19 protein-coding genes are annotated in these 21904 nt (G+C 66.3%); 10 read left to right on the plus strand and 9 right to left on the minus strand.

Features of this window, described 5'->3' with window-relative positions:
* The first annotated feature begins 62 nt into the window (after positions 1–62).
* Positions 63–938: an L-fucono-1,5-lactonase gene (locus tag Herbaro_RS04495; RefSeq protein ID WP_275012643.1), complete on the plus strand. Its 876-nt coding sequence runs from the start codon at positions 63–65 to the stop codon at positions 936–938.
* 745 nt (positions 939–1683) lie between these two features.
* Here the strand turns inward: Herbaro_RS04495 and Herbaro_RS04500 are convergent.
* The 3 genes from Herbaro_RS04500 to Herbaro_RS04510 all read right to left on the minus strand — a co-directional run bounded on the left by Herbaro_RS04500 (position 1684) and on the right by Herbaro_RS04510 (position 4035).
* On the minus strand, positions 1684–2307 hold the full coding sequence (locus Herbaro_RS04500; protein WP_275012644.1) for a LysE family translocator: 624 nt from the start codon (positions 2305–2307) through the stop codon (positions 1684–1686).
* Between the two features lie 76 nt (positions 2308–2383).
* Positions 2384–3100, minus strand: a complete 717-nt coding sequence (locus Herbaro_RS04505) for an MgtC/SapB family protein (RefSeq protein WP_275012645.1) — start codon at positions 3098–3100, stop codon at positions 2384–2386.
* Positions 3101–3243: 143 nt separating this feature from the next.
* The gene (locus Herbaro_RS04510) at positions 3244–4035 is read right to left on the minus strand and encodes a phytanoyl-CoA dioxygenase family protein (RefSeq protein WP_275012646.1); all 792 of its coding nucleotides are present in this window, start codon (positions 4033–4035) and stop codon (positions 3244–3246) included.
* Positions 4036–4271: 236 nt separating this feature from the next.
* Here Herbaro_RS04510 and Herbaro_RS04515 point away from each other — a divergent pair, with 236 nt between their 5' ends.
* Entirely contained in the window at positions 4272–4970 is a 699-nt protein-coding gene (locus Herbaro_RS04515) for an SDR family oxidoreductase (RefSeq protein ID WP_275012647.1), read from the plus strand.
* Between the two features lie 82 nt (positions 4971–5052).
* On the opposite strand, the gene Herbaro_RS04520 is transcribed toward Herbaro_RS04515, so the two are convergent.
* A complete protein-coding gene (locus tag Herbaro_RS04520) occupies positions 5053–5268 on the minus strand; it encodes a YMGG-like glycine zipper-containing protein (protein WP_275012648.1) in 216 nt (71 codons plus the stop codon).
* A 193-nt stretch (positions 5269–5461) separates the two neighbouring features.
* Here Herbaro_RS04520 and Herbaro_RS04525 point away from each other — a divergent pair, with 193 nt between their 5' ends.
* Positions 5462–6541, plus strand: a complete 1080-nt coding sequence (locus Herbaro_RS04525) for an alpha/beta fold hydrolase (RefSeq protein WP_275012649.1) — start codon at positions 5462–5464, stop codon at positions 6539–6541.
* Between the two features lie 114 nt (positions 6542–6655).
* Positions 6656–7270, plus strand: coding sequence for a GNAT family N-acetyltransferase (locus Herbaro_RS04530; protein ID WP_275012650.1), 615 nt, complete (start codon positions 6656–6658; stop codon positions 7268–7270).
* A gap of 69 nt (positions 7271–7339) precedes the next feature.
* Here Herbaro_RS04530 and Herbaro_RS04535 read toward each other — a convergent pair whose 3' ends face one another.
* Together Herbaro_RS04535 and Herbaro_RS04540 are read right to left on the minus strand one after the other, a co-directional pair.
* The gene (locus tag Herbaro_RS04535) at positions 7340–8038 is read right to left on the minus strand and encodes a GntR family transcriptional regulator (RefSeq protein ID WP_275012651.1); all 699 of its coding nucleotides are present in this window, start codon (positions 8036–8038) and stop codon (positions 7340–7342) included.
* A gap of 84 nt (positions 8039–8122) precedes the next feature.
* Positions 8123–9052 (minus strand): LysR family transcriptional regulator, encoded by a 930-nt coding sequence (locus Herbaro_RS04540; protein WP_275012652.1) that lies wholly within the window; start codon positions 9050–9052, stop codon positions 8123–8125.
* Positions 9053–9193: 141 nt separating this feature from the next.
* Between Herbaro_RS04540 and Herbaro_RS04545 the strand changes: the two genes are divergently transcribed.
* Both Herbaro_RS04545 and Herbaro_RS04550 read left to right on the plus strand, forming a co-directional pair.
* A complete protein-coding gene (locus Herbaro_RS04545; protein ID WP_275012653.1) occupies positions 9194–10201 on the plus strand; it encodes a zinc-binding alcohol dehydrogenase family protein in 1008 nt (335 codons plus the stop codon).
* Between the two features lie 132 nt (positions 10202–10333).
* Positions 10334–11656 carry a hemolysin family protein gene (locus tag Herbaro_RS04550; RefSeq protein WP_275012654.1) on the plus strand — a complete coding sequence of 441 codons (1323 nt, stop codon included), beginning with the start codon at positions 10334–10336 and terminating at the stop codon, positions 11654–11656.
* 308 nt (positions 11657–11964) lie between these two features.
* Here Herbaro_RS04550 and ggt read toward each other — a convergent pair whose 3' ends face one another.
* Together ggt and Herbaro_RS04560 are read right to left on the minus strand one after the other, a co-directional pair.
* Positions 11965–13722, minus strand: coding sequence for a gamma-glutamyltransferase (gene ggt, locus Herbaro_RS04555; RefSeq protein WP_275012655.1), 1758 nt, complete (start codon positions 13720–13722; stop codon positions 11965–11967).
* 342 nt (positions 13723–14064) lie between these two features.
* Positions 14065–15117 (minus strand): HTH-type transcriptional regulator GntR, encoded by a 1053-nt coding sequence (locus Herbaro_RS04560; protein WP_275012656.1) that lies wholly within the window; start codon positions 15115–15117, stop codon positions 14065–14067.
* 432 nt (positions 15118–15549) lie between these two features.
* On the opposite strand from Herbaro_RS04560, the gene Herbaro_RS04565 reads away from it, so the two are divergent.
* Genes Herbaro_RS04565 through Herbaro_RS04580 form a run of 4 tightly spaced genes read left to right on the plus strand, consistent with a single transcriptional unit; the run spans position 15550 to position 20390 of the window.
* Entirely contained in the window at positions 15550–16902 is a 1353-nt protein-coding gene (locus Herbaro_RS04565) for a GntP family permease (RefSeq protein ID WP_275012657.1), read from the plus strand.
* A gap of 54 nt (positions 16903–16956) precedes the next feature.
* Positions 16957–18510: a gluconokinase gene (gntK, locus tag Herbaro_RS04570; RefSeq protein WP_275012658.1), complete on the plus strand. Its 1554-nt coding sequence runs from the start codon at positions 16957–16959 to the stop codon at positions 18508–18510.
* A gap of 29 nt (positions 18511–18539) precedes the next feature.
* The gene (locus Herbaro_RS04575; RefSeq protein WP_275012659.1) at positions 18540–19334 is read left to right on the plus strand and encodes an SDR family NAD(P)-dependent oxidoreductase; all 795 of its coding nucleotides are present in this window, start codon (positions 18540–18542) and stop codon (positions 19332–19334) included.
* Positions 19335–19352: 18 nt separating this feature from the next.
* Positions 19353–20390 carry an L-idonate 5-dehydrogenase gene (locus Herbaro_RS04580; protein ID WP_275012660.1) on the plus strand — a complete coding sequence of 346 codons (1038 nt, stop codon included), beginning with the start codon at positions 19353–19355 and terminating at the stop codon, positions 20388–20390.
* A 534-nt stretch (positions 20391–20924) separates the two neighbouring features.
* Here Herbaro_RS04580 and tal read toward each other — a convergent pair.
* Positions 20925–21860: a transaldolase gene (gene tal / locus Herbaro_RS04585; RefSeq protein ID WP_275012661.1), complete on the minus strand. Its 936-nt coding sequence runs from the start codon at positions 21858–21860 to the stop codon at positions 20925–20927.
* Positions 21861–21904: the final 44 nt, after the last annotated feature.

Consider the following 21904-nt stretch of genomic DNA (forward strand, 5'->3'; position numbering starts at 1 on the left):
TCCAGGGGACGGCGCCTCTTCTTTTTTCATCTCCCGTCATTCACCCGCAAGCAGGACAGATCATGAAACCGCAACGCATCGACTCCCACCAGCATTTCTGGCGCTATCGCCCGGCAGACTACCCTTGGATAGGCCGCGGCATGGAGCTGCTGGCGCAGGACCGCCTGCCGTGCGAGCTGCATCCCATGCTCGGCGCGGAAGGGCTGGACGCGTCGATCGCGGTGCAGGCGCGCGCCGGACGCGAGGAGACCGGATTCCTGCTGGAACTGGCGCGGCACGATGCGCGCATCGCCGGCGTGGTGGGGTGGGAGGACCTGGCTGCGCCGCAACTGGCCGAGCGCGTAGGCGAGTGGGGCCGCGACAAGTTGCTGGGGTTTCGCCACCAGGTGCAGGACGAGCGCGACGTCGCCGCTTTCCTGGCGCAGCCGGCCTTCAACGAGGGCGTGGCCTGGCTGCAGGGCGAGCGCTACGTCTACGACGTGCTGGTCTACCAGCGCCAGTTGCCCGAGGTGCAGGCCTTCTGCGCCCGGCACGACCGCCACTGGCTGGTGCTGGATCACCTGGGCAAGCCGGCGCTGACCGAGTTCGGCAAGGGAGAGGCCGCCTATGCAAGCTGGAAGGCCGAGCTGGAAGCGCTGGGCGCGCTGCCGCACGTGGCATGCAAGCTCTCGGGACTGGTGACCGAGGCCGACTGGATGCGCGGCCTGCGGCAAAGGGACTACGAAACCATCACGCTGTGCCTGGACACGGCGCTGGACGCCTTCGGCCCCGGGCGCCTGATGTTCGGCTCGGACTGGCCGGTGTGCCTGCTGGCGGCTTCCTATGCCAAGGTGGCGGCGGTGGTCCGGGACTGGGCGGCGACGCGGCTGTCGGCGGCCGAGCAGGAGCAATTGTGGGGCGGGACGGCGGCGCGCTGCTATGGATTGGCCGCGCGGTGATTCCCTGAAACGCCGGTTCGGCATTGGCTGACGTCGCTGGGTTCCTGCTTTCGCAGGAACGACAGAGAGAGGTGGTGAGTGGATCAGAGTGCGTTCGAGCCATTCCACTACCTGTCGTCCCCGCGAAAGCGGGGACCCAGCGACTTTCGATGTGCTCCTTGGATTCCGTTCGGGCTGAGTAGCAGTGAAACGGCGTATCGAAGCCTGTCCTGAGCCTGTCGAAGGGCCTGTCCTGAGCTGCCCGAAGCCCACGAGAGCCGCGTTGGACTTCGATACGCCGCTACGCGGCTACTCAGTCCGAACGGGAATAGGTGAAGTGCCAAGAACGACGCTGGGTTCCTGCTTTCGCAGGAACGACAGGGTGTGAGGTGATTCAACCCGCTTGCGACATAAGTTCTTTCCTTCCTGTCGTCCCCGCGAAAGCGGGGACCCAGCGACTTTCGATGTGCTCCTTGGATTCCGTTCGGGCTGAGTAGCCGTGAAACGGCGTATCGAAGCCTGTCCTGAGCCTGTCGAAGGGCCTGTCCTGAGCCTGTCGAAGGGCCTGTCCTGAGCTGCCCGAAGCCCACGAGAGCCGAGCTGGACTTCGATACGCCGCTACGCGGCTACTCAGTCCGAACGGGGAATAGGTGAAGTACCCACAACGACGCTGGGTTCCTGCTTTCGCGGGAACGACAGGGGGTGGTGAGTGGATCTCCGCGCGTTCTGGTCATTCCATTGACAAGGAGCGACATGCGCCTCCCGCTCAGCGCATCAGCTGGCGAATCCCCAGGAACACGATCAGGCCGCCGCACAGCCGGTCCACCAGCGCCGCGCTCTTGCGGTAGCGCGCGGCCACGCCGCCGTGCGACATCACCAGCGCCAGGAAGCTGTACCAGCTGCCGGCCACCATCAGCACCACGCACAGCATGGCCGCGAAGGTCGGCCACGACACATGCGCCGGCGCGGCCGAGGCGAACACGGCGGCAAAGAAGGCCATCGATTTGGGATTGACGATATTGGTCAGGAAGCCCTGCACGAAGGAGGCCCGCAGGCCGTTGGCGGCGCCGGCGTCGGCCGCGCCGGGCGCCTTGTGCTGCGCGCGGGCAATCAGGCGGGTGCCGAACCACAGCAGGTAGCCGGCGCCCAGCACCTTGGCCGCCAGCGCCATCCAGGGGAAGGCGGAGAACACGATGCCCACGCCGAGGATGGCGCAGGTGGCCCAGAACAGGTTGACCACCACGATCCCGGCCACCAGCGCCAGCGCCTCCGGGCGCGTGGAGGAGGCGGCCTTGTGCAGCACCGCCACGAAATTGGGGCCGGGGATGATGACGCCGGTGATGTAGACGGAAAACACGGCGAGGACGGCGGACCAGTCGATGAGATGCATGGCGGCAGGCGTAGGCGAGGGGTGGGCGGGAAGGAAGCGAAGCCGCCATCATACTCCGCTTGCCGGCAGGCCCGCTTCAGTCGGTAGTGCTGGGGCTCCAGAACGCCTGCTTGACCTCCGGCAGCGCCAGCAGGCGACCGACCAGCGCGTCGAGCTCGTCGCCGTCGACCGAGGTGGCCGCCAGGGTCGCCTCGATTTCCACCTCCTCTTCCGCGAAGGGCCGCACCTCCAGGCCGTGGGTCGGGTAGCGGCTTTGTTCCAGCATGTCGGTCACCTTGGCCAGCACGCGTTTCTGGTGCGCGCTCTCCACGACCAGGTGCAGGGTATTGGTGACTTCCACCGACGGCACGTCCAGCGGCTTGCGGTTGATGGTGTTGACCACCGGGCGCAGCAGGGTATTGGCCGCCAGCACGAACAGCGTGGCCACGATCGCCTCCAGGATCAGGTCGGCGCCGGCCGCCGCGCCCACCGCCGCCGAGCCCCACAGGGTGGCCGCGGTGTTGATGCCGCGCACGTTGCCTTCTTCCCGCATGATCACGCCGGCGCCCAGGAAACCCACGCCCGACACCACATAGGCCACCACGTGCACCGCGCCCTCGTGGCCGCCCATGCGGTTGGCCATGTCGACGAACACGGCCGAGCCCAGCGCCACCAGCACATTGGTGCGCAGGCCGGCGGTGCGCTGGCGGTACTGGCGTTCCAGGCCGATGGCGCCGCCCAGGATGAAGGCGGCAGTGAGGCTGACGACGGTGTCGAGCAGGGAGTCGAGGTTGATGTTGTGCAGGATTTCCATGGGCGTTTGTCGGTTCGGCCGGCGCTTGATTGCGCGCGCATGGGCGCGATGATGCCCGGGAAATGCAACGGGCGCATGACAATTTGCCATGCGCCCGTCTCGCCGATCTCGCCTGCCGTGCGGCAAGCGCCGTATAAGCCTTCTCAGGCGGCCTGCTGCCCGATGTAGCGCAGCAGCGCGTCGTCGGCCGCGGGCTTGACCGGGGTGAAGTCGCGGTGCGCGATGAACTCCGGGCGGGTCGGCTTGGCGATCGCGTTGGAGACCGCGTTGAGCGTCAGGTAGACGATGCGGCGCGGGTAGGGCGTGATGTTGCCGGCCGAGCCGTGCACCAGGTTGGCATGGAACATCAGCACGCCGCCGGCGCGGCCGGTAGGCGTGGCGATGCCGTTCTTCTCCACCATCTCGGTGACCGTGGGCTGGTCCAGCGTCCATAGCGGATAGGAGGTGGTCTCCAGGTCGTGCTCGGATTTGAGCGCGCCCGCCTTGTGGCTACGCGGCACCAGCATCAGCGGGCCGTTGATCGGCATCACCTCGTCGAGGAACACGGCGATGTTCATCGCGCGCGCCTCGGGCATGCCGTCGTCGGCCTGCCAGGTCGGGAAGTCCTGGTGCCATTGCCAGACTTCGCCGGTAAAGGCGGCCTTGGCGTTGATCTTGAACTGGTGCACGTAGACGTCCTCGCCGAACAGCTGCTGCAGCGGCTCGACCAGGCGCGGATGCGAGGCCAGGATGTTGCAGGCGTCGTTGTAGGTGTGGGCGGCGAAGGCGGTGCGCGGGGCGCCGTTCTTCTCGCGCCAGATTTCCGGCCGCTGCTGCGCCAGGACCTTGGCGGCCTCCTGTTTCAGCACCGCGATTTCGTCGGCGTTGAAGCACTCGGGCAGGAACAGGTAGCCCAGTTCGTCGAAGTCCTTGAGCTGCTGGGGGCTGAGTTGCATGGTGTGTCTCCTCTGTTGATGGCTGGATTGCCGTCGGCGGCATGCCTTGGGCGTCTTGCGATCTTGTGTTGTTATTATCGTGTTCTGTATACAGAATGCGGCGATGAGGAGGCTTTGTCAAATACAAATTTCAGGATTGGCGGCCCGGGGCGGAGGGCGCGGGCTTGCCGGGACGGAACAGGCGCATCTGTTTAGAATGCGGTTTTGCCCATTCAACAAGAAGACAAGGAGTTCTCATGACCAAAGTTGCCCTGATCACCGCCGCCGGCAGCGGCATGGGCGCGGCCGCCGCGCGCCGCCTCGCCGCCGACGGCTTCCACGTCGCCATCCTGTCGTCCTCGGGGAAGGGGGAGGCGCTGGCCAAGGAGCTGGGCGGCATCGGCGTGACCGGTTCGAACCAGTCGCCGGACGACCTCAAGGCGCTGGTCGACCTGGCCGTGCAGAAATGGGGGCGCGTCGATGTGCTGGTCAACAGCGCCGGACACGGCCCGCGCGCGCCGATCCTGGAGATCAGCGACGACGACTGGCATCGCGGCATGGACACCTACCTGCTCAACGTGATCCGCCCGACCCGGCTGGTCACGCCGCTGATGCAGCAGCAGGGCGGCGGCGCCATCATCAATATTTCCTCGGCCTGGGCCTTCGAGCCCAGCGAAATGTTCCCGACCTCGGCGGTGTTCCGCGCCGGCCTGGCCGCGTTCACCAAGATCTTTTCCGACAACTACGCGCGCGACAACATCCGCATCAACAACGTGCTGCCCGGCTGGATCGACAGCCTGCCGGCGCGCGAGGAGCGCCGCGCCAGCGTGCCGATGCAGCGCTACGGCACCAGCGAGGAGGTGGCCGCGACCATTGCCTTCCTCGCCTCCGAGGGAGGCGCCTACATCACCGGCCAGAACATCAAGGTCGATGGCGGCCTGACGCGTTCGGTGTAAGCCCGGCGCCGTCGGCGGCGCCAATGCAAACGGGCCGGCGCTTGCGCGGCCGGCCCGTGGATGGCATCGGCAAGACGGCGGATCAGTGGCCGATCTGGTGTCCGATGACGCCGCCCACCGCCGCGCCGCCGGCCGTGCCGATGCCGCTGCCGCCGGTCAGGATGGCGCCGCCGACCGCGCCGATGGTGGCGCCGACGGCGGTGTTCTTGTCGCGCCGGCTCATGTTGCTGCAGCCGCTGGTGGCCGCCAGCACGAATACAGCGAGGGAGATGGCCGTGATCTTGTGCAGTGTTTTCATGATTGTTCTTCCTGTCGTTTTATCTTGTTCCTGGGCGTGGGGGACTGCGCGGCTGGCGCCTGCAGCTGTTCCGTAGACCCGCGATAATAGAAAAAATTCGAGAAAAATTACCGATGTAACACGTTCTCTTACAGTTGTTACATAGATGCCCGCCGTCCTCCCATCCACCGTCACGCCAACAAGAAGGATTCCAATGAGCCTGATTTCCCGTCTCCGGCGCAACGCCGGCATGCTGCTCTCATCCGTCGCCATCCTGCTCTGCGCCGCCCCGGCACGGGCCGCCGACCATCCCGCGCCGGTCGAGGGCGACTGGGTGGCGCCGAGCTTCGTGTTCCACACCGGCCAGTCGCTGGACAAGCTGCGCCTGCACTACGTCACCATCGGCGATCGCGCCAACCCGGCGGTGCTGGTGCTGCACGGCACCTACCAGACCGCGCAGGCCATGCTCTCGAAGGACTTCGGCGGCCAGATGTTCGGCCCCGGCCAGCCGCTGGACGCCTCCAGATACTTCATCGTCATCCCCGACGGCATCGGCGTGGGCAAGTCGAGCAAGCCCTCCGACGGCCTGCGCGCCGCCTTCCCGCAGTACAACTACGCCGACATGGTGCTGGCGCAGTACCGCATGCTGACCGAGGGGCTGGGCATCACGCGATTGCGCCTGATCATCGGCAACTCCATGGGCGGCATGCAGGCCTGGCTGTGGGGCGGCACTTATCCCGGCTTCGCCGACGGCCTGGTGCCGATGGCTTCGCAGCCGACCGAAATGTCCAGCCGCAACTGGATGATGCGGCGCATGCTGGTCGAATCGATCCGCCAGGATCCGGCCTGGAACAACGGCAACTACACCGCGCAGCCGCCTTCGCTGCGCCTGGCCAACAACATGTTCGTCTTCGCCACAACCGGCGGCACGCTGGCCTACCAGCAGATGGCGGGCACCCATGCCCAGGCCGACAAGCTGGTCGACGAGCGCCTGGCCGCGCCGGTGACGGCCGACGCCAATGACTTCATCTATCAATGGGGATCCTCGGCCGACTACAACGCCATGCCGGGTGTGTCGAAGATCAAGGTGCCGGTGCTGGCGATCAACTCCGCCGACGACGAGCGCAACCCGCCTGAAACCGGTTTGCTGCAGTCGGTGCTGAAAGACCTGCCGAATGCCCGGTTGATGCTCATTCCCGCCAGCGCGGAGACGCGCGGCCACGGCACCACGGGCATGGCCAGGTTCTACGCGCAGCAGGTGGACAGCTTCCTCAAGGCGCTGCCGCCGCGCTGAGCCAGGGCCGCCGGACGCAGGCTGTTGCGCCCGGCGGCGCGCGCATCTGTTTGTGGTGCCCGCGCGCGCGATGCGGCATGATGGCGCATCGCCATCATCGACCCTACAAGCCGCATGTCCGCTTCTTCTTCCCCATCCGCATTCGACTTGCCGCAGCCGGTGCTGACCGGCCGCCTGGTCGAGCTCAGGCCGCTCGCCGCCGGCGACCGCGGCGCCCTGCTGGAAGCCGCCGCCGACGGCGAGCTCTGGAACATGACGCTCACCGTCGTGCCGGGCGAACGCACCGTCGACCAATACCTGGCCACGGCGCTGGAAGGCCGCGCGGCCGGCAAGGTGATGGCCTTCCTGATCGTCGAGCTCGCCTCGGGCCGGCCCATCGGCACCACCCGCTACTGGAAGATGGACGGCGCCAACCGCAAGCTGGAGATCGGCCATACCTGGCTGTCGCTGTCGGCCCAGCGCAGCGGCGCCAACACCGAGGCCAAGCTCCTGTTGCTGCAGTACGCCTTCGAGGAGCTGGCCTGCGTGCGCGTGCAGTTCACCACCGACGTGCTCAATGAACGCTCGCGCGCCGCGATCCTGCGCATCGGCGCCAGGCAGGAGGGCATCGTGCGCCATGAGCGCATCATGCCCGACGGCCGCAAGCGCAACTCGGTGCGCTTCTCCATCATCGATGAGGAGTGGCGCGAGGTGAAGGCGCAGCTGCTCGAAAAGACGCGGCGGGCCTGAGCCTGTGCTCCAACGCAAACAGCCGGCATCTGCCGGCTGTTTGCGTTTCAGGTATCGCTCCAGGCAGCTTCAGGCCGCGCTGCGTTCCTCGCCGGCCCCGCTTGCCGCCTTCATGCGGTCGTTGGCCAGCAGGTTGTTCTTGGTCTCCAGGATGTGACGCTCCAGCAGGCTCGCCACCCTGGCCGCGTCACGCGCGCGGCAGGCGGCCAGGATCTCCCGGTGGTCGTCCTGCGGGCCTTCCTTGCCGGTAGCCAGCGACATCATCTCGTGCAGGTAGCGGTCGGTATTGAGGCAGAACTCCTCGATCAGCAAGCGCAGCTTGGCGTTGTTGGCCGGCGCGCACAGCGCCAGGTGGAAGCGGCGATTGTATTCGGCCCACTCGGCCACCGAATCGGAGGCTTCGTACAGGTCCAGCAGCTCCTGCAGATAGGCGAAATCGCGCTGGACCATGTTGGGCACCGCGATCTTGGCGGCGTGGCATTCCAGCGCGATGCGGATGTCCATCAGTTCGCACAGCTGCTGCACGTCCATGCCCGCCACCACCGCGCCGCGATTGCGCTGGTAGGTGACCAGGCCTTCGGATTCGAGCTGGCGCAATGCTTCGCGCACCGGCAAGCGGCTGGTGCGAAAGCGCTCGGCCAGCGCGTCCTGGCGCAGCTGGATGCCGGGGGCGATGCTGCCGCTGAGGATCTCGCTGCGCAACTGATCGCGGATGATTTGCGGCAGTCCCTTGCCGGAATCTGGAGCCTGGGTTGGTTGCATTGGCATGGCGGAATTCTTGTCTCGGAAATGGTTCACTGGCGGGTCGGAGAACTGCGCGCCTTGTCTGCCATTGTGCCTCAAAGTCTCGCTTCAGGCGCCCGCCTGCAGCAGTTCGCGCTCCAGGTCTTCATTGAGCGCCGCGCAGCGCGCCGCCAGCAGCGCCTGCAGCTGGCGCACCGCCGGTGAATACTGGCGCCGGTGCGGGCACACCATGTGCAGCTGCGCCGCCTCGCCGCGCAGCTGCGGCAGCACGATGGACAAGCGCCGCGCGCGCACGTCGGCGCCCACGTCCAGCCAGGACTTGTAGGCGATGCCTTCGCCCGCCACCGCCCAGCGCCGCACCACGTCGCCATCGTCGGTGACCAGCGGGCCGCCTACCTGTATCGTCTGCCCGCCCTCGCCGGGGAAGATCCATTTGTCGTAGACCCGTCCCTGCAATTGGTAGATCAGGCAGTCGTGACGCTTGAGCTCGTCGGCCGTGCGCGGCGCGCCATGGCGCGCCAGGTAGGCGGGCGCGGCCACCAGCACGCGGCGGTTGTCCGGCGCCAGCGGCAGGGCGATGAAGCTGGCGTCGTCCATGCGGCCGTAGCGGATGGCGATGTCGACCGGGTCGCGAAAGACATCGGTGACCTGGTCCGAGACCAGCAGGCGCAGGTCAAGCTGCGGATTGGCGCGGCGGAATTCCGAAATCCACGGCAGCAGCACGTTGCGCCCGAGGTCGGAGGGCGCGGCCACCTGCAGCGTGCCGGACAGTTCGGCGTCGCCGCCGCGCAAGCCTTCCTGGCCCTCGCGCAGGGTCTGCAGCGCCTCCTGGGCATAGGGCAGATAGCGTTCGCCTTCCTCGGTCAGGCGCAGGCTGCGGGTGGAGCGGGCGAACAGGCGGATGTCGAGTTCGCGCTCCAGCCGCTGGATCGCCGCGCTGACCTGGCCGGGCAGCAGGTCGGCCTCGCGCGCGGCCTGGGAGAAGCTGCCCAGCGCGGCCGAGCGGAGAAAGAGATGGAGGTCTTCTAGGCGGACCATTTTCACACCTGGAGTGAAAGTCTTGATTGAAAAGACCGCTGTTCGGGCGGCCGCCGCTTCCCTAATATCGATGGCAAGGGCGAGCTGTCATGCAAGGCAAGCGTCGTCCAGGTCCACTTTAACTTCGGAAAAGGAAATCCCATGAAAGCGATAGTCTACACGCAGCACGGCCTGCCCATCACCGACGCCAACGCCCTGAGCGATACCGAGCTGCCGCAGCCCACGCCCGGCCCGCGCGACCTGCTGGTCGAGGTCAAGGCGGTCTCGGTCAATCCGGTCGATACCAAGATCCGCGCCGGCTCCCCGGTCAAGCAGCCGCGCGTGCTGGGCTGGGATGCCTCCGGCGTGGTGCGCGCGGTGGGCGCCGAGGTCAGCCTGTTCAAGGCCGGCGACGAGGTGTTCTATGCCGGCTCGATCACCCGCCCCGGCTCCAACAGCGAGCTGCACCTGGTCGACGAACGCATCGTCGGCGCCAAGCCCAAGAGCCTGGGCCATGCCGATGCCGCCGCCATCCCGCTGACCGCGATCACCGCCTGGGAGTTGCTGTTCGACCGCGTGGCCGTGCCGGAGAACGGCGGCGAGGGCAAGAGCCTGCTGATCATCGGCGCGGCCGGCGGCGTGGGCTCGATGCTGACCCAGCTGGCGCGCAAGCTGACCCGCCTGACCGTGATCGGCACCGCCTCGCGCCAGGAGACCCGGCAATGGGTCAGCGAGCTGGGCGCGCACCACGTGATCGACCACAGCCAGCCGCTGGCCGAACAGCTGCAGAAGATCGGCCATGCCAATGTCGACATCGTCATCAGCCTGACCCACACCGACCAGCACTACGCCCAGATCGTCGAGGCGCTGGCGCCGCAGGGCCAACTGGCGCTGATCGACGACCCGGCCACGCTGGACGCAGTGCCCCTGAAGCGCAAGAGCATCTCGCTGCACTGGGAGCTGATGTTCACCCGCTCGATGTTCGAGACGCCCGACATGATCCGCCAGCACGAGCTGCTGCAACGCGTCTCGGCGCTGATCGACCAGGGCGTGCTGCGCACCACCGTGGGCGAGAACTTCGGCCGCATCAATGCCGCGAACCTGCGTCGCGCGCACGCCCTGATCGAGACCAGCCGCGCCCGCGGCAAGGTGGTGCTGGAAGGTTTCTGAGGCCGGGGCGGGGCGGCCTGGAATTGTCTTTGTGATAACGAAACCGGTTACGGCTCCGGCGCATGGTAAATTACGGAGTCCGGACCGGTGGATTGTGTCCGGGCCCCTCGACAAGCCCTATAGGAACCCTAGTTGGAAAACATGTTACTGATCGTCGCGGCCTTTTTCCTGGTCGCGTTGAACGGTTTTTTCGTTGCAGCAGAATTCAGCCTGGTCAAATTGCGCCAGACGCGCATCCGGGCCATCGCAAAAACACAAGGCGTCCGCGGCCGCATCCTGGCCGTGGTCCACAACCAGCTGGATGCCTATCTCTCCGCCTGCCAATTGGGCATCACCCTGGCCTCGCTGGGCCTGGGCTGGATCGGCGAGCCCGCCTTCGCGCGCGTGCTCGAGCCCTTGTTCTCGCTGGCCGGCGTGACCAACCAGGAACTGATCCACGGCGTCTCCTTCGTGTTCGCCTTCTTCGTCATTTCCTTCCTGCACATCGTCGCCGGCGAGCTGGCGCCCAAGTCCATGGCCATCCGCAGTCCGGAAAAGCTGGGCCTGTGGTGCGCCATGCCGCTGTACGGCTTCTACTGGATGATGTACCCGCTGATCTGGGTGCTCAACGCCAGCTCCAACTGGCTGCTGCGCGCGGCCGGACTGGGCGGCGGCCATGGCCATGACGCGCACTATTCCTCCGACGAACTCAAGCTGATCCTGCGCGCCGGCAACAGCGGCGGCAAGAACGGCAAGTTCACCCGCGACGAATGGAACGTGCTGGCGCAGAGCCTGAACTTCGCCGAACTGGATGTGGCCGACATCATGCGTCCGGCCAGCGAGATCGTGGCCCTGGGCGACGACAAGACGCTGGCCGAGAACCTGGACATCATCTACCGCAACCGCTTCTCGCGTTATCCCTACTACGACGCCGAGCGCCAGCAGGTGCTGGGCCTGGTGCACCTGAAGGACGTGTTCCTGGCGCAGCAGGACGGCCGCGCCATCGTCAACCTCAAGGACTACCTGCGGCCGGTGCAATATCTCTCGCCGATGCTGCCGGCGCTGGACCTGTTGCGGCGCTTCCGCACCGGCTCGCCGCACTTCGCCATCATCGGCAAGAAGGGCCAGCCGCCGGACGGCTTCATCACGCTGGACAACATGTTGAGCCTGCTGGTGGGCGAGATCCGCGACGAGTTCCGCCACAACACCGGCGAATGGACGCGCCAGGACGACGGCACCCTGCTGGGCAAGGGCAGCCTGCCCATCGTCACGCTGGAAAACATGCTGGGCATCGACATCGAATACGACGACAGCATCGACTCCGTGGGCGGCCTGGTGATGGAAAAGCTGGGCGACCTGCCCAAGGAAGGCCAGAAGATCGAGTTCCCGGCCTTCGACGTGGTGATCAAGCGCATGTCGGGGCCGAAGATCGTGCTGGTGAAGGTTTATCCGCGCGCGCAGGAGGCGCGGGAGTAAGGCTGCTGGAATAACGTTGGATGAGGTCCAGGTGATGTCGTCGGGCTGCCGGTGATGTGCGACGTACGACGCTGGGTCCCGGCCTTCGCCGGGACGACAGGGTCGGGATGGATCAAACAACCAGGGTTTCAAGTTCTCTCCCCCTTGTCGTCCTGACGCAGGTCAGTATCCAGCGTCGTTCCCTGTGAGCAGCCGGCCGCGAAGAGACAAGCACGCGCATCCCCCAAAGAAAAAATGCCGCGACGTGATGAACGTCGCGGCATTTTCTTTTCCGGCGGCGAAAACCGCCGGCACATCGGGAAAGACGATCAGAACCCGGTCGTGCGGCCATCCGGATTGCGCGGGTCCGAGAAGCCGTAGAAACCGTCCTGCTTGATCTGGATGGTCTGGGTGCGACCCATCGAAGGCTGGACGCTGACCTTCTGGCCCTTGTCCTGCAGGATCTTGATGGTGTCGGCCGACAGGCCCTTTTCTACGCGCAACTGGTCCGGCGCCCACTGGTGGTGGATGCGCGGCGTGATGGTGGCTTCGGCCACGTTCATGTCGTGGTCGATCACGTTGAGGATGGTCTGCAGCGTGGTGGTGATGATGCGGCTGCCGCCCGGGCTGCCGGTGACCAGGAAGGGCTTGCCGTCCTTGAGCACGAAGGTGGGCGACATCGACGACAGAGGACGCTTGTACGGGCCGACCGCATTGGCGTCGCCGCCCACCAGGCCGAACGCGTTGGGCACGCCCGGCTTGGCGGAGAAGTCGTCCATCTCGTTGTTCAAGGTGATGCCGGTGCCGGCGGCCACGATGCCGCTGCCGAAGTTCAGGTTCAGCGTGTAGGTGGTGGCGACCAGGTTGCCCTGGCTGTCGGCCACCGAGAAGTGGGTGGTCTGGTCGCTTTCATACGGCTGCGGCTGGCCCGGCTTGATCTCGGAGGACGGCGTGGCGCGGTCCGGATTGATCTTCTTGGCCAGTTCGTCGGCATAGGCGCGCGAGGTCAGGCCCTTGACCGGCACCTTGGTGAAGTCCGGGTCGCCCAGGTATTCGGAGCGATCGGCGTAGGCCAGCTTCATGGTCTCGGCCATCAGGTGGATGGTCTGCGCGCTGTCGGCGCCGTACTGCTTCAGCGGATAGCGTTCCAGGATGTTCATCATCTGGATGATGTGCACCCCGCCCGAGCTCGGCGGCGGCATCGACATCACTTCATAGCCGCGATAGTTGCCGGCCACCGGCACCCGCTCGACCACCTTGTAGTTCTTCAGGTCGTCGGCCGAGATCAGGCCGCCGTGCTTGTCCATTTCGGCCACGATCTTCTTGGCGATGGCGCCGTCATAGAAGGCCTTCGGCCCCTGCCTGGCGATCAGGCGCATCGACTTGGCCAGGTCCTTCTGCACCAGCATCTCGCCGGTCTGCAGCGGGCGGCCGTCCTTGAAGAAGATGGCCTTGGAAGAGTCCCACTGGCCCAGGTGCTCACGCTCGGCGGCCAGGATCAGCGCCAGGCTGGGACTGACCGGGTAACCCTTCTCGGCCAGCTCGATGGCCGGCTGGATCACCTGCGACAGCTTCATCGTGCCGTACTTGGCCAGCGCGTGCGACAGGCCGGCGACCGTGCCGGGCACGCCCACGGCCAGGTGGGTGTAGAGCGAACGGCCGGGCACCACGTTGCCCTTGTCGTCCAGGTACATGTTGCGGGTGGCGCGCTGCGGCGCCATCTCGCGGAAGTCCAGGGCCACGTTCTTGCCGGTCTTGGCGTCGTGGATCATCATGAAGCCGCCGCCGCCGATGTTGCCCGCGTTGGGCAGCACCACCGCCAGCGCGAAGCCGACCGCCACGCCGGCGTCGATCGCGTTGCCGCCCTTCTTCAGGATGTCGACGCCCACCTTGGTGGCCAGCTCCTGTTCGCTGGCGACCATGCCGTTCTTGGCATAGACCGGGCTGATGATGTCGTAGGTGAGGTCGTACTTGACCACCGGCGCCGACGGCGGCGCGGTCTGGGCGACGGCCGGCATGAAGGCCAGCGCGCCGCACAGGGGCAGCAACGCCAGGGCGGGCTTGCAAAGGCCATTGAACTTCTGCATGTGGATTCTCCTGATTGTCTGGACTTGTTATGGATCGTTGATTGTTATGGGTACGTCGATGCCGCATTGCTGCACCGTGCTCGATGGCAGGAGGCTGACCGAAGACGGCACCTGAAGATTGTAGAGTCTGGCTCGCGCCTGTCTAGAGGAATCGTCCGACAGCGCATGGATTATTGCCGCCGCTTTCGTCCACGCGTGCGCTCTATGGCAAGCCGCGCCGCCGCTCCACTGCCGAGCACGGCGCGAGGACGATAGCACTTGCGGCGCGAGCCGGGCAGGGCCAGCCGCGCGACTTTTGATGGAGCCAGGAATGCGGGGAAGGGAGGCCCCCGCCTCGGCTGTTCAGCTGCTCTCGCGCACCGCCAGCTCGAAGCCGAGGTCGAGGCGGCCGCGCGGGATATCCTCGCCGCGCAACTGGCGGATCAGCAGCTCGGCCGACTTGTAGCCGATGTCGTAGCGCGGCGTGACCACGGTGGTGATGGAGGGCGTGGCGCAGGCCGCCCACGAGAGATCGTTGAAGCCGGCGATGGCCATGCGGCCCGGCACCGCGATGCCCTGGCGCTGGCATTCGAACAGCGCGCCCAGGGCCAGGTCGTCGTTGCAGCAGAACACCGAATCGCAGTCCGGGTGCAGCTCCAGCACCCGGCGCAGCAGTTGCGCGCCCATGTCCACCGTGGTCGGCAGCGGCAGCAGCACTTCCACGCCGGGATCGATGCCGGCTTCCTGCAAGCCTTTGCGGAAACCCTCGCGGCGTTTCATCATGCGCGGGTCGAGCTGGGCGGCCAGGAAGGCGGGGCGCTTGTAGCCGCGCTCGACCAGGTGGCGCGCCACCGCGTAGCCGGCCTTGGTCTGCGAGAAGCCGACCGAGAACTCGGCATTGCCGCGCCCGAGGTCGAACATGCGCACCGCCGGAATGGCGCGGCTGCCCGGACGGCGCTGCAGGATCTCGTGCTGCTCGCTGCTGGAGAGCAGGAAGCCGGCCGGCGCATGCGCCAGGTAGGTCGAGATCAGCTGCTCCTCCTTGTCGCGCGCGTAGCCGGTCTCGCCGATGAGGAACTGGTAGCCGGCCTGCGCCAGATAATCGCGGATGCCGGACAGCGTTTCGATGAACACCGCGTTGGTCAGCGACGGCACCAGCACCGCGATCACCTGCGAGCGCGCCGAGGCCAGCGTGGCGGCGGCGTGGTTGGGCACGTAGCCGAGCTTGTCGATGGCGGCCAGGATGCGTTCGCGCGACTGTTCCTGCACCAGCGCCGGCGTCTTCAGCGCGCGCGACACCGTCATCGGGCTCACGCCGGCCTCGGCCGCGACGTCGATGATGGTGATCCGGCCGGTGGCCCGGCTGCCTTTCTGGACGGGGGATGCCTGCTTGTTCTGTGCTGCGCGCTTGCTCATGGCAATGGGTATTTTTGGATTGGCGACATCATACCCCGGTCGCCCGGCAGCGGCGACGCCGGACCGTTTCCCGCCGTTAATTATTTCCGGCCGCGCGGCCGGCGTCTGCCGCAGCGCAGCACAACAAGTGTTTGACCCGCGCAAAATGTTAGCGTTATCATCGCGCCCCATGTTAACGCTAACATCCGAACCTCCGGGAACACGGCGGCGGTGCCTGCGAAGACATGCCGCACTCAGGAAGCAACGCGCTCATGCCTGACCCCATGGGCCCGTTCACAACAACACTACGAAGATAGTGCAGACGAATACGCCGCCCGCGCACGCGCGGCCGCCGGAGACGTTCGCCCCAAGCCAGCCGGCAGCCGGGCGCGTCGCCGCGCGGTCGCGCGGCCGCCAGCGGCGCATCGTCGGCTATCGGCATATGGAGATCCCATGCTGGGCATGAGCCACGAAGCAACATTGCTGTTCAATGCAGTCATCGCCATCCTCGCGCTGATCCTGATGATCACGCGCCTGCGCATCCACCCCTTCATCGCGCTGACCATCACCTCCGGTTTCCTCGGCCTGATTGCCGGCATGCCGCTGCCCAAGATCGTCAAGTCCTTCCAGGACGGCTTCGGCGGCGTGCTGGGCTTCGTCGGCATCGTGCTGGGCCTGGGCACCATGCTGGGCAAGCTGATGGCCGAGTCGGGCGGCGCCGACCAGATCTCGCAGACGCTGGTGCGCGCCTTCGGCCGCGAACGCGTGCACTGGGCCATGATGATGGGCGCCTTCCTGGTCGGCATCCCGCTGTTCTTCGAGATCGGCTTCGTGCTGCTGATCCCGCTGGTGTTCATCGTCGCCCGCCGCTCGGGCGTGCCGCTGTTCAAGATCGGCATGCCGATGCTGGCCAGCCTGTCGGTGATGCACGGCCTGGTGCCGCCGCACCCGGGGCCGCTGCTGGCGATCGGCATCTTCGGCGCCGACATCGGCAAGACCATCTTCTACGGCCTGATCGTCGGCCTGCCCACCGTCATCATCGCCGGTCCGATGTTCGGTTCCTTCATTTCCAAGTACGTCGACATCAAGCCTTCCGACGAGCTGATGGCGCAGCTGGCGCGCGAGCCGCATACCAAGAACCTGCCGGGCTTCGGCATCACCCTGGTCACCGTGCTCTCGCCGGTGTTCCTGATGCTGCTGAAGACCCTGGTCGACGTCACGCTGCCGGAAGGCCACGCCATGCGCGACCTGATGGACTTCATCGGCAATCCCATCGTGGCGCTGCTGGCCGCGCTGCTGCTGGCGATGTACACCTTCGGCATCGCCCGCGGCTTCACCCGCGGCCAGGTGCTGAAGTTCGTCGACCAGAGCCTGGCGCCGACCGCCGCCATCGTGCTGATCATCGGCGCCGGCGGCGGCTTCAAGCAGATGCTGGTGAATTCCGGCGTGGGCACCGCCATCGGCCAGCTGGCCGTGCACGCGGAAATTTCGCCCTTGCTGCTGGCCTGGCTCGTGGCCGGCGTGATCCGCGTGGCGACCGGTTCGGCCACCGTGGCCACCATCACCGGCGCCGGTATCGTGGCGCCGCTGGTGGCGCTGATCCCCGGCACCAACAAGGAACTGCTGGTGCTGGCCACCGGCGCCGGCTCGCTGATCCTGTCGCACGTGAACGATGCGGGCTTCTGGCTGGTCAAGGAATACTTCAACATGAGCGTGGGTGAAACCTTCAAGACCTGGACGCTCATGGAAACCCTGATTTCGGTTGTTGCTATCATCTTCATCATGTTGCTCAACCTGGTCGTGTAACCGTCTGCACGCCCGGCCTCGCGCCGGGCTTTTGCCTTAAAGGAAAGAAACAAAATGTCCACTGCTCCCCGCTACATGCTCGGCGTCGATATCGGCACCACCAGCACCAAGACCGTCGTCTTCACGCTCGACGGCCGGGTGGTCGCGCAGCACGCGGAGGAGTACCCGGTGATCTGTACCGAGCCGGGCATGGCCGAGCAGGATCCCTTGCAGATTTATGAAGCCGCGCTGGGCTCGATTGCCGGCGCGGTGAAGGCGGCCAAGGCGGCGCCCGGCGATATCGCGCTGCTTTCCTTCAGCGCCGCCATGCACAGCCTGATCGCGCTGGACCGGGACAACGGCCTGCTGTCCAACAGCATCACCTGGGGCGACATCCGCGCCTCGGTCTGGGCCGAGCGCATCAAGCAGGAGTTCGACGGCAACGCCATCTACCGCCGCACCGGCACGCCCATCCATCCGATGTCGCCGCTGTGCAAGCTGATGTGGCTGCGTCAAGAGAAGCCGGAGGTGTTCAAGGGCGCCGCGCGCTTCGTCGGCATCAAGGAGTACGTGCTGTTCCGCATCTTCGGCCAGTGGGTGGTGGATCACTCCATCGCCTCGGCCACGGGCATGTTCAACCTGCGCGAGCTGGATTGGGACAAGCAGGCGCTGGCGCTGCTGCAGGTGGATGCTGCGCAGTTGCCCACGCCGGTGCCGACCACCCACCGGCTGCCGGCGCTGCCGGCGGAGATGGCGCAACGCCTGGGCTTGTCGACCGATACGCCCTTGATCATCGGCGCCAATGACGGCGTGCTGTCCAACCTGGGCGTGAACGCCATCGAGACCGGTCACGTGGCGGTCACCATCGGCACCTCCGGCGCCATGCGCACCGTGATCGACCAGCCGCTGACCGACCCCCACGGACGCCTGTTCTGCTACGCGCTGACCGAGAAACACTGGGTGGTCGGCGGTCCGGTCAACAATGGCGGCAACATCTTCCGCTGGGTGCGCGACGAGCTGGCCACGGCCGAAGCCGCGGCCGCGCGCGAGGAGGGCGTCGATCCGTATGAGGCGCTGACCCGCATCGCCGAGAAGGTCGCGCCCGGCGCCGAAGGGCTGCTGTTCCATCCCTTCCTGGCCGGCGAGCGCGCCCCGCTGTGGAATGCCGACCTGCGCGGTTCCTTCTTCGGCCTGGGCCTGCACCACGGCAAGCACCACATGATCCGCGCCGCGCTGGAAGGCGTGATCTTCAACCTCTACAGCATTCTGCCGGCGCTGGAAGACCTGGTCGGCCCGACCAGGCGCATGATGGCCACCGGCGGCTTCGCCCGCTCGGCGCTGTGGCGCCAGATGATGGCCGATATCTTCAACCGCGAAGTGATGGTGCCCGAGAGCGTGGAGTCGTCCTGCCTGGGCGCCGCCGTGCTGGGCGCCTATGCGCTGGGGCTGGTGGATTCGCTGGAGGCGATCTCCGGCATGGTCGGTTCCAGCCATCACCACAAGCCCGAGGCGGACGCGGTCAAGGTCTACGGCCGGCTGCAACCCATCTTCGCCGCGATTCCGGCCAAGCTGGAAAACGAATACCACGCCATCGCCGCTTTCCAGCGCGAGATGGTGAAACCGACTTGACACGCACCTACCCGATAACAGGAGACGACATGACAGAAAAGACCACGGCGCTGCCGGCGGGCCTGAAGGATTTTTCGCTTGAGGGCAAGCTGGCCCTGATCACCGGATCGTCCGGCGGCATCGGCCTGGCGCTGGCGCGCGGCATGGCGCAGGCGGGCGCGGCCATCGTGCTCAACGGGCGCGACGCAGGCAAGCTGGCCCAGGTGGCGCAGCGGCTGCGCGAAGAAGGTCACACCATCCACGAGTCCAGCTTCGACGCCACGTCTTCCGAGGCCGTCAAGGCTGCGGTGCAGGCCATCGAGGCGGATATCGGCGCCATCGACATCCTGGTCAACAACGCCGGCATCCAGCGCCGCAACCCGCTGGAAGACTTCAAGGAATCCGACTGGCACGACATCATCAACACCAACCTGAACAGCGTGTTCTACGCCGCGCAGGCGGTGGCGCGCCACATGATTGCCCGCGGGCGCGGCAAGATCATCAACATCTGCTCGGTGCAGAGCGAGCTGGGCCGCCCGGGTATTGCGCCCTACGCCGCCACCAAGGGCGCGGTGAAGATGTTCACCAAGGGCATGGCGATCGACTGGGGCAAGTACGGCATCCAGGTCAACGGCCTCGGCCCCGGCTACTTCAAGACCGAGATGAACATGGCGCTGGTCAACGACGCCAAGTTCACCGACTGGCTGGTCGGCCGTACGCCCTCGCGCCGCTGGGGCGACGTCGAGGATTTGGTCGGCGCCGCCGTCTTCCTCGGCAGCGACGCCTCGCGCTTCGTCAACGGCCATATCTTGTACGTGGATGGCGGCGTCACCGCCACCCTGTAAGAACATAAGGAGACTTTCATGCAACAAGGCATCGTCATCCATGCGCCGCACGACCTGCGCATCCAGGAACTGGAAACCGGCGCGCTGCAGCCGCGGCAGCTGCGGGTCAAGGTCAAGGCCGGCGGCATCTGCGGTTCGGACCTGCACTACTATCATCACGGCGGCTTCGGCGTGGTGCGCATCAAGGAGCCGATGGTGCTGGGCCATGAGGTGTCGGGCCAGGTCGACGAGGTCGGCGCGGACATTGCCGACATCGCGCCCGGTGCACGCATCGCGATCTCTCCCAGCCGTCCCTGCGGCGCCTGCAAGTACTGCCAGGAAGGCAAGCAGAACCATTGCCTGGACATGCGCTTCTACGGCAGCGCCATGCGCACCCCGCACGTGCAGGGCGCATTCCGCCAGGAGATCGTCATCGAGCGCGCCCAGGCGCATGTCGTGGCGGACCACGTCAGCGACGGCGAGGCCGCCATGGCCGAGCCGCTGTCGGTGGCGCTGCACGCGGTGCGCCGCGCCGGGCCTTTGGTCGGCAAGCGGGTGCTGGTCACTGGCTGCGGCCCGATCGGCGCGCTGGTGGTGATCGCCGCCCGCCGCGCAGGGGCGCTGGAAGTGGTTGCCACCGATGTGGCGAAGATGCCGCTGGAGACCGCCTTGAAGGTCGGCGCCGACCGCGCTGTCAACATGGTCGAGACGCCCGATGCGCTCAAGGCCTATGCCGCCGACAAGGGCACCTTCGACGTCCTGTTCGAGGCCAGCGGCAACGAGCGCGCGCTGGTCGGCGCGCTGGAAGCGCTGCGCCCGCAGGCGATCATCGTGCAGGTCGGCCTGGGCGGCGACATCAACTTCCCGGCCAACCTGCTGGTGGGCAAGGAGCTGGACTGGCGCGGCGCCTTCCGCTTCCACGAGGAGTTCGCGATGGCGGTGGAGCTGATGAACAAGCGGCTGGTGGATGTGAAGCCGCTGATCTCGGCGACCTATCCGATCGAGAAATCGGTGGAGGCCTTCGAGATCGCAGGCGACCGCTCGAAGATGATGAAGGTGCAGATCAGTTTTGCTTGACGCCTTGCTGCTTGCTTGATGAAAAATCCCGGCCGCGCGCCGGGATTTTTTTCTTGGATACGCCGCTGAACGACGCTGGGCTCCTGCTTTCGCAGGAGCGACGGAGGCGGGGGAGAGGAAACCTGTCGTCCCTGCGAAAGCAGGGACCCAGCGACGTTTGTCATGCCTTGATGTGCCGCTGAACGACGCTGGGCTCCTGCTTTCGCAGGAGCGACGGAGGTGGGGGGAGAGGAAACCTGTCGTCCCTGCGAAAGCAGGGACCAGCGACGTTTGTCATGCCTTGATGTGCCGCTGAACGACGCTGGGCTCCTGCTTTCGCAGGAGCGACGGAGGTGGGGGGAGAGGAAACCTGTCGTCCCTGCGAAAGCAGGGACCAGCGACGTTTGTCATGCCTTGATGTGCCGCTGAACGACGCTGGGCTCCTGCTTTCCCAGGAGCGACGGAAGTGGAGGGAAAGGAAACCTGTCGTCCCTGCGAAAGCAGGGACCCAGCGACGTTCGTCATGCCCCGCAAACGCCGGGGCCATCCGCCGCCTTACTTCAGGGCGTCAACAATCTTGTCCAGCTTCACCGCATCCGCCGCGAACAGGCGAATACCCTCGGCCAGCTTTTCAGTCGCCATCGCATCGCCGTTCAGCGCCAGGCGGAAGGCCTTCTCGTCCAGCGACACGCGCTCGATCTCGGCGGCCTGCGCGGCCTCGCGGCTGAGCTTGCGCTCGACCGGGGCGTCGGCGTCGGCCAGCTTTTGCAGCAGCTCGGGGCTGATGGTCAAGAGGTCGCAGCCTGCCAGCTCGACGATCTGCGAGGTGTTGCGGAAGCTCGCGCCCATCACCTCGGTGGCGTAGCCGAACTTGCGGTAGTAGTTGTAGACCGCCTTGACCGACTGCACGCCCGGATCGTCGGCGCCGGCGTATTCCTGGCCGGTGGACTTCTTGAACCAGTCGTAGATGCGGCCGACGAAGGGCGAGATCAGTTGTACTCCCGCCTCGGCGCAGGCGATCGCCTGGGGCAGCGAGAACAGCAGGGTCAGGTTGCAGCGGATGCCTTCCTTTTCCAGGATCTCGGCGGCGCGGATGCCTTCCCAGGTGGAGGCGATCTTGATGAGCACGCGCTCGCGCTGGATGCCGGCTTGCTCGTACAGACGAATCAGCTCGCGGCCCTTGGCGACGGTGCCCTCGGTGTCGAAGGACAGGCGCGCGTCGGTCTCGGTGGAGACGCGGCCGGGGATGAGCTTCAGGATCTCCAGGCCGAAGGCGACCAGCAGGCGGTCGATGATCTGCTCGGTGCTCTTGCCGGCGTTGGCCTTGACCACGCCTTCCAGCAGCGGCTTGTACTCGTCCTTCTGCACCGCCTTCAGGATCAGCGACGGGTTGGTGGTCGCATCCTGCGGCGCGATGGCCTTCATCGCCTGGAAGTCGCCGGTGTCGGCGACGATGGTGGTGTACTGCTTCAACTGCTCAAGCTGGCTCATGGGAGATCCTGGTTGCAAAGTTGGAAGGAAGGCTCAACAGCAGC

The sequence above is a fragment of the Herbaspirillum sp. WKF16 genome (genome assembly GCF_028993615.1).
Classification (GTDB): Bacteria; Pseudomonadota; Gammaproteobacteria; order Burkholderiales; family Burkholderiaceae_D; genus Herbaspirillum.

What these genes read in the sequence shown, in the direction of transcription:
- Herbaro_RS04535 (WP_275012651.1), bottom strand. Translation starts at nt 8,038, where the DNA reads ATGCCAATGCAACCAACCCAGGCTCCAGATTCCGGCAAGGGACTGCCG.
- Herbaro_RS04510 (WP_275012646.1), bottom strand. Translation starts at nt 4,035, where the DNA reads ATGCAACTCAGCCCCCAGCAGCTCAAGGACTTCGACGAACTGGGCTAC.
- Herbaro_RS04525 (WP_275012649.1), top strand. Translation starts at nt 5,462, where the DNA reads ATGAGCCTGATTTCCCGTCTCCGGCGCAACGCCGGCATGCTGCTCTCA.
- Herbaro_RS04515 (WP_275012647.1), top strand. Translation starts at nt 4,272, where the DNA reads ATGACCAAAGTTGCCCTGATCACCGCCGCCGGCAGCGGCATGGGCGCG.
- Herbaro_RS04540 (WP_275012652.1), bottom strand. Translation starts at nt 9,052, where the DNA reads ATGGTCCGCCTAGAAGACCTCCATCTCTTTCTCCGCTCGGCCGCGCTG.
- Herbaro_RS04530 (WP_275012650.1), top strand. Translation starts at nt 6,656, where the DNA reads ATGTCCGCTTCTTCTTCCCCATCCGCATTCGACTTGCCGCAGCCGGTG.
- Herbaro_RS04505 (WP_275012645.1), bottom strand. Translation starts at nt 3,100, where the DNA reads ATGGAAATCCTGCACAACATCAACCTCGACTCCCTGCTCGACACCGTC.
- Herbaro_RS04520 (WP_275012648.1), bottom strand. Translation starts at nt 5,268, where the DNA reads ATGAAAACACTGCACAAGATCACGGCCATCTCCCTCGCTGTATTCGTG.
- Herbaro_RS04575 (WP_275012659.1), top strand. Translation starts at nt 18,540, where the DNA reads ATGACAGAAAAGACCACGGCGCTGCCGGCGGGCCTGAAGGATTTTTCG.
- Herbaro_RS04500 (WP_275012644.1), bottom strand. Translation starts at nt 2,307, where the DNA reads ATGCATCTCATCGACTGGTCCGCCGTCCTCGCCGTGTTTTCCGTCTAC.
- Herbaro_RS04545 (WP_275012653.1), top strand. Translation starts at nt 9,194, where the DNA reads ATGAAAGCGATAGTCTACACGCAGCACGGCCTGCCCATCACCGACGCC.
- Herbaro_RS04560 (WP_275012656.1), bottom strand. Translation starts at nt 15,117, where the DNA reads ATGAGCAAGCGCGCAGCACAGAACAAGCAGGCATCCCCCGTCCAGAAA.
- tal (WP_275012661.1), bottom strand. Translation starts at nt 21,860, where the DNA reads ATGAGCCAGCTTGAGCAGTTGAAGCAGTACACCACCATCGTCGCCGAC.
- ggt (WP_275012655.1), bottom strand. Translation starts at nt 13,722, where the DNA reads ATGCAGAAGTTCAATGGCCTTTGCAAGCCCGCCCTGGCGTTGCTGCCC.
- gntK (WP_275012658.1), top strand. Translation starts at nt 16,957, where the DNA reads ATGTCCACTGCTCCCCGCTACATGCTCGGCGTCGATATCGGCACCACC.
- Herbaro_RS04565 (WP_275012657.1), top strand. Translation starts at nt 15,550, where the DNA reads ATGCTGGGCATGAGCCACGAAGCAACATTGCTGTTCAATGCAGTCATC.
- Herbaro_RS04580 (WP_275012660.1), top strand. Translation starts at nt 19,353, where the DNA reads ATGCAACAAGGCATCGTCATCCATGCGCCGCACGACCTGCGCATCCAG.
- Herbaro_RS04495 (WP_275012643.1), top strand. Translation starts at nt 63, where the DNA reads ATGAAACCGCAACGCATCGACTCCCACCAGCATTTCTGGCGCTATCGC.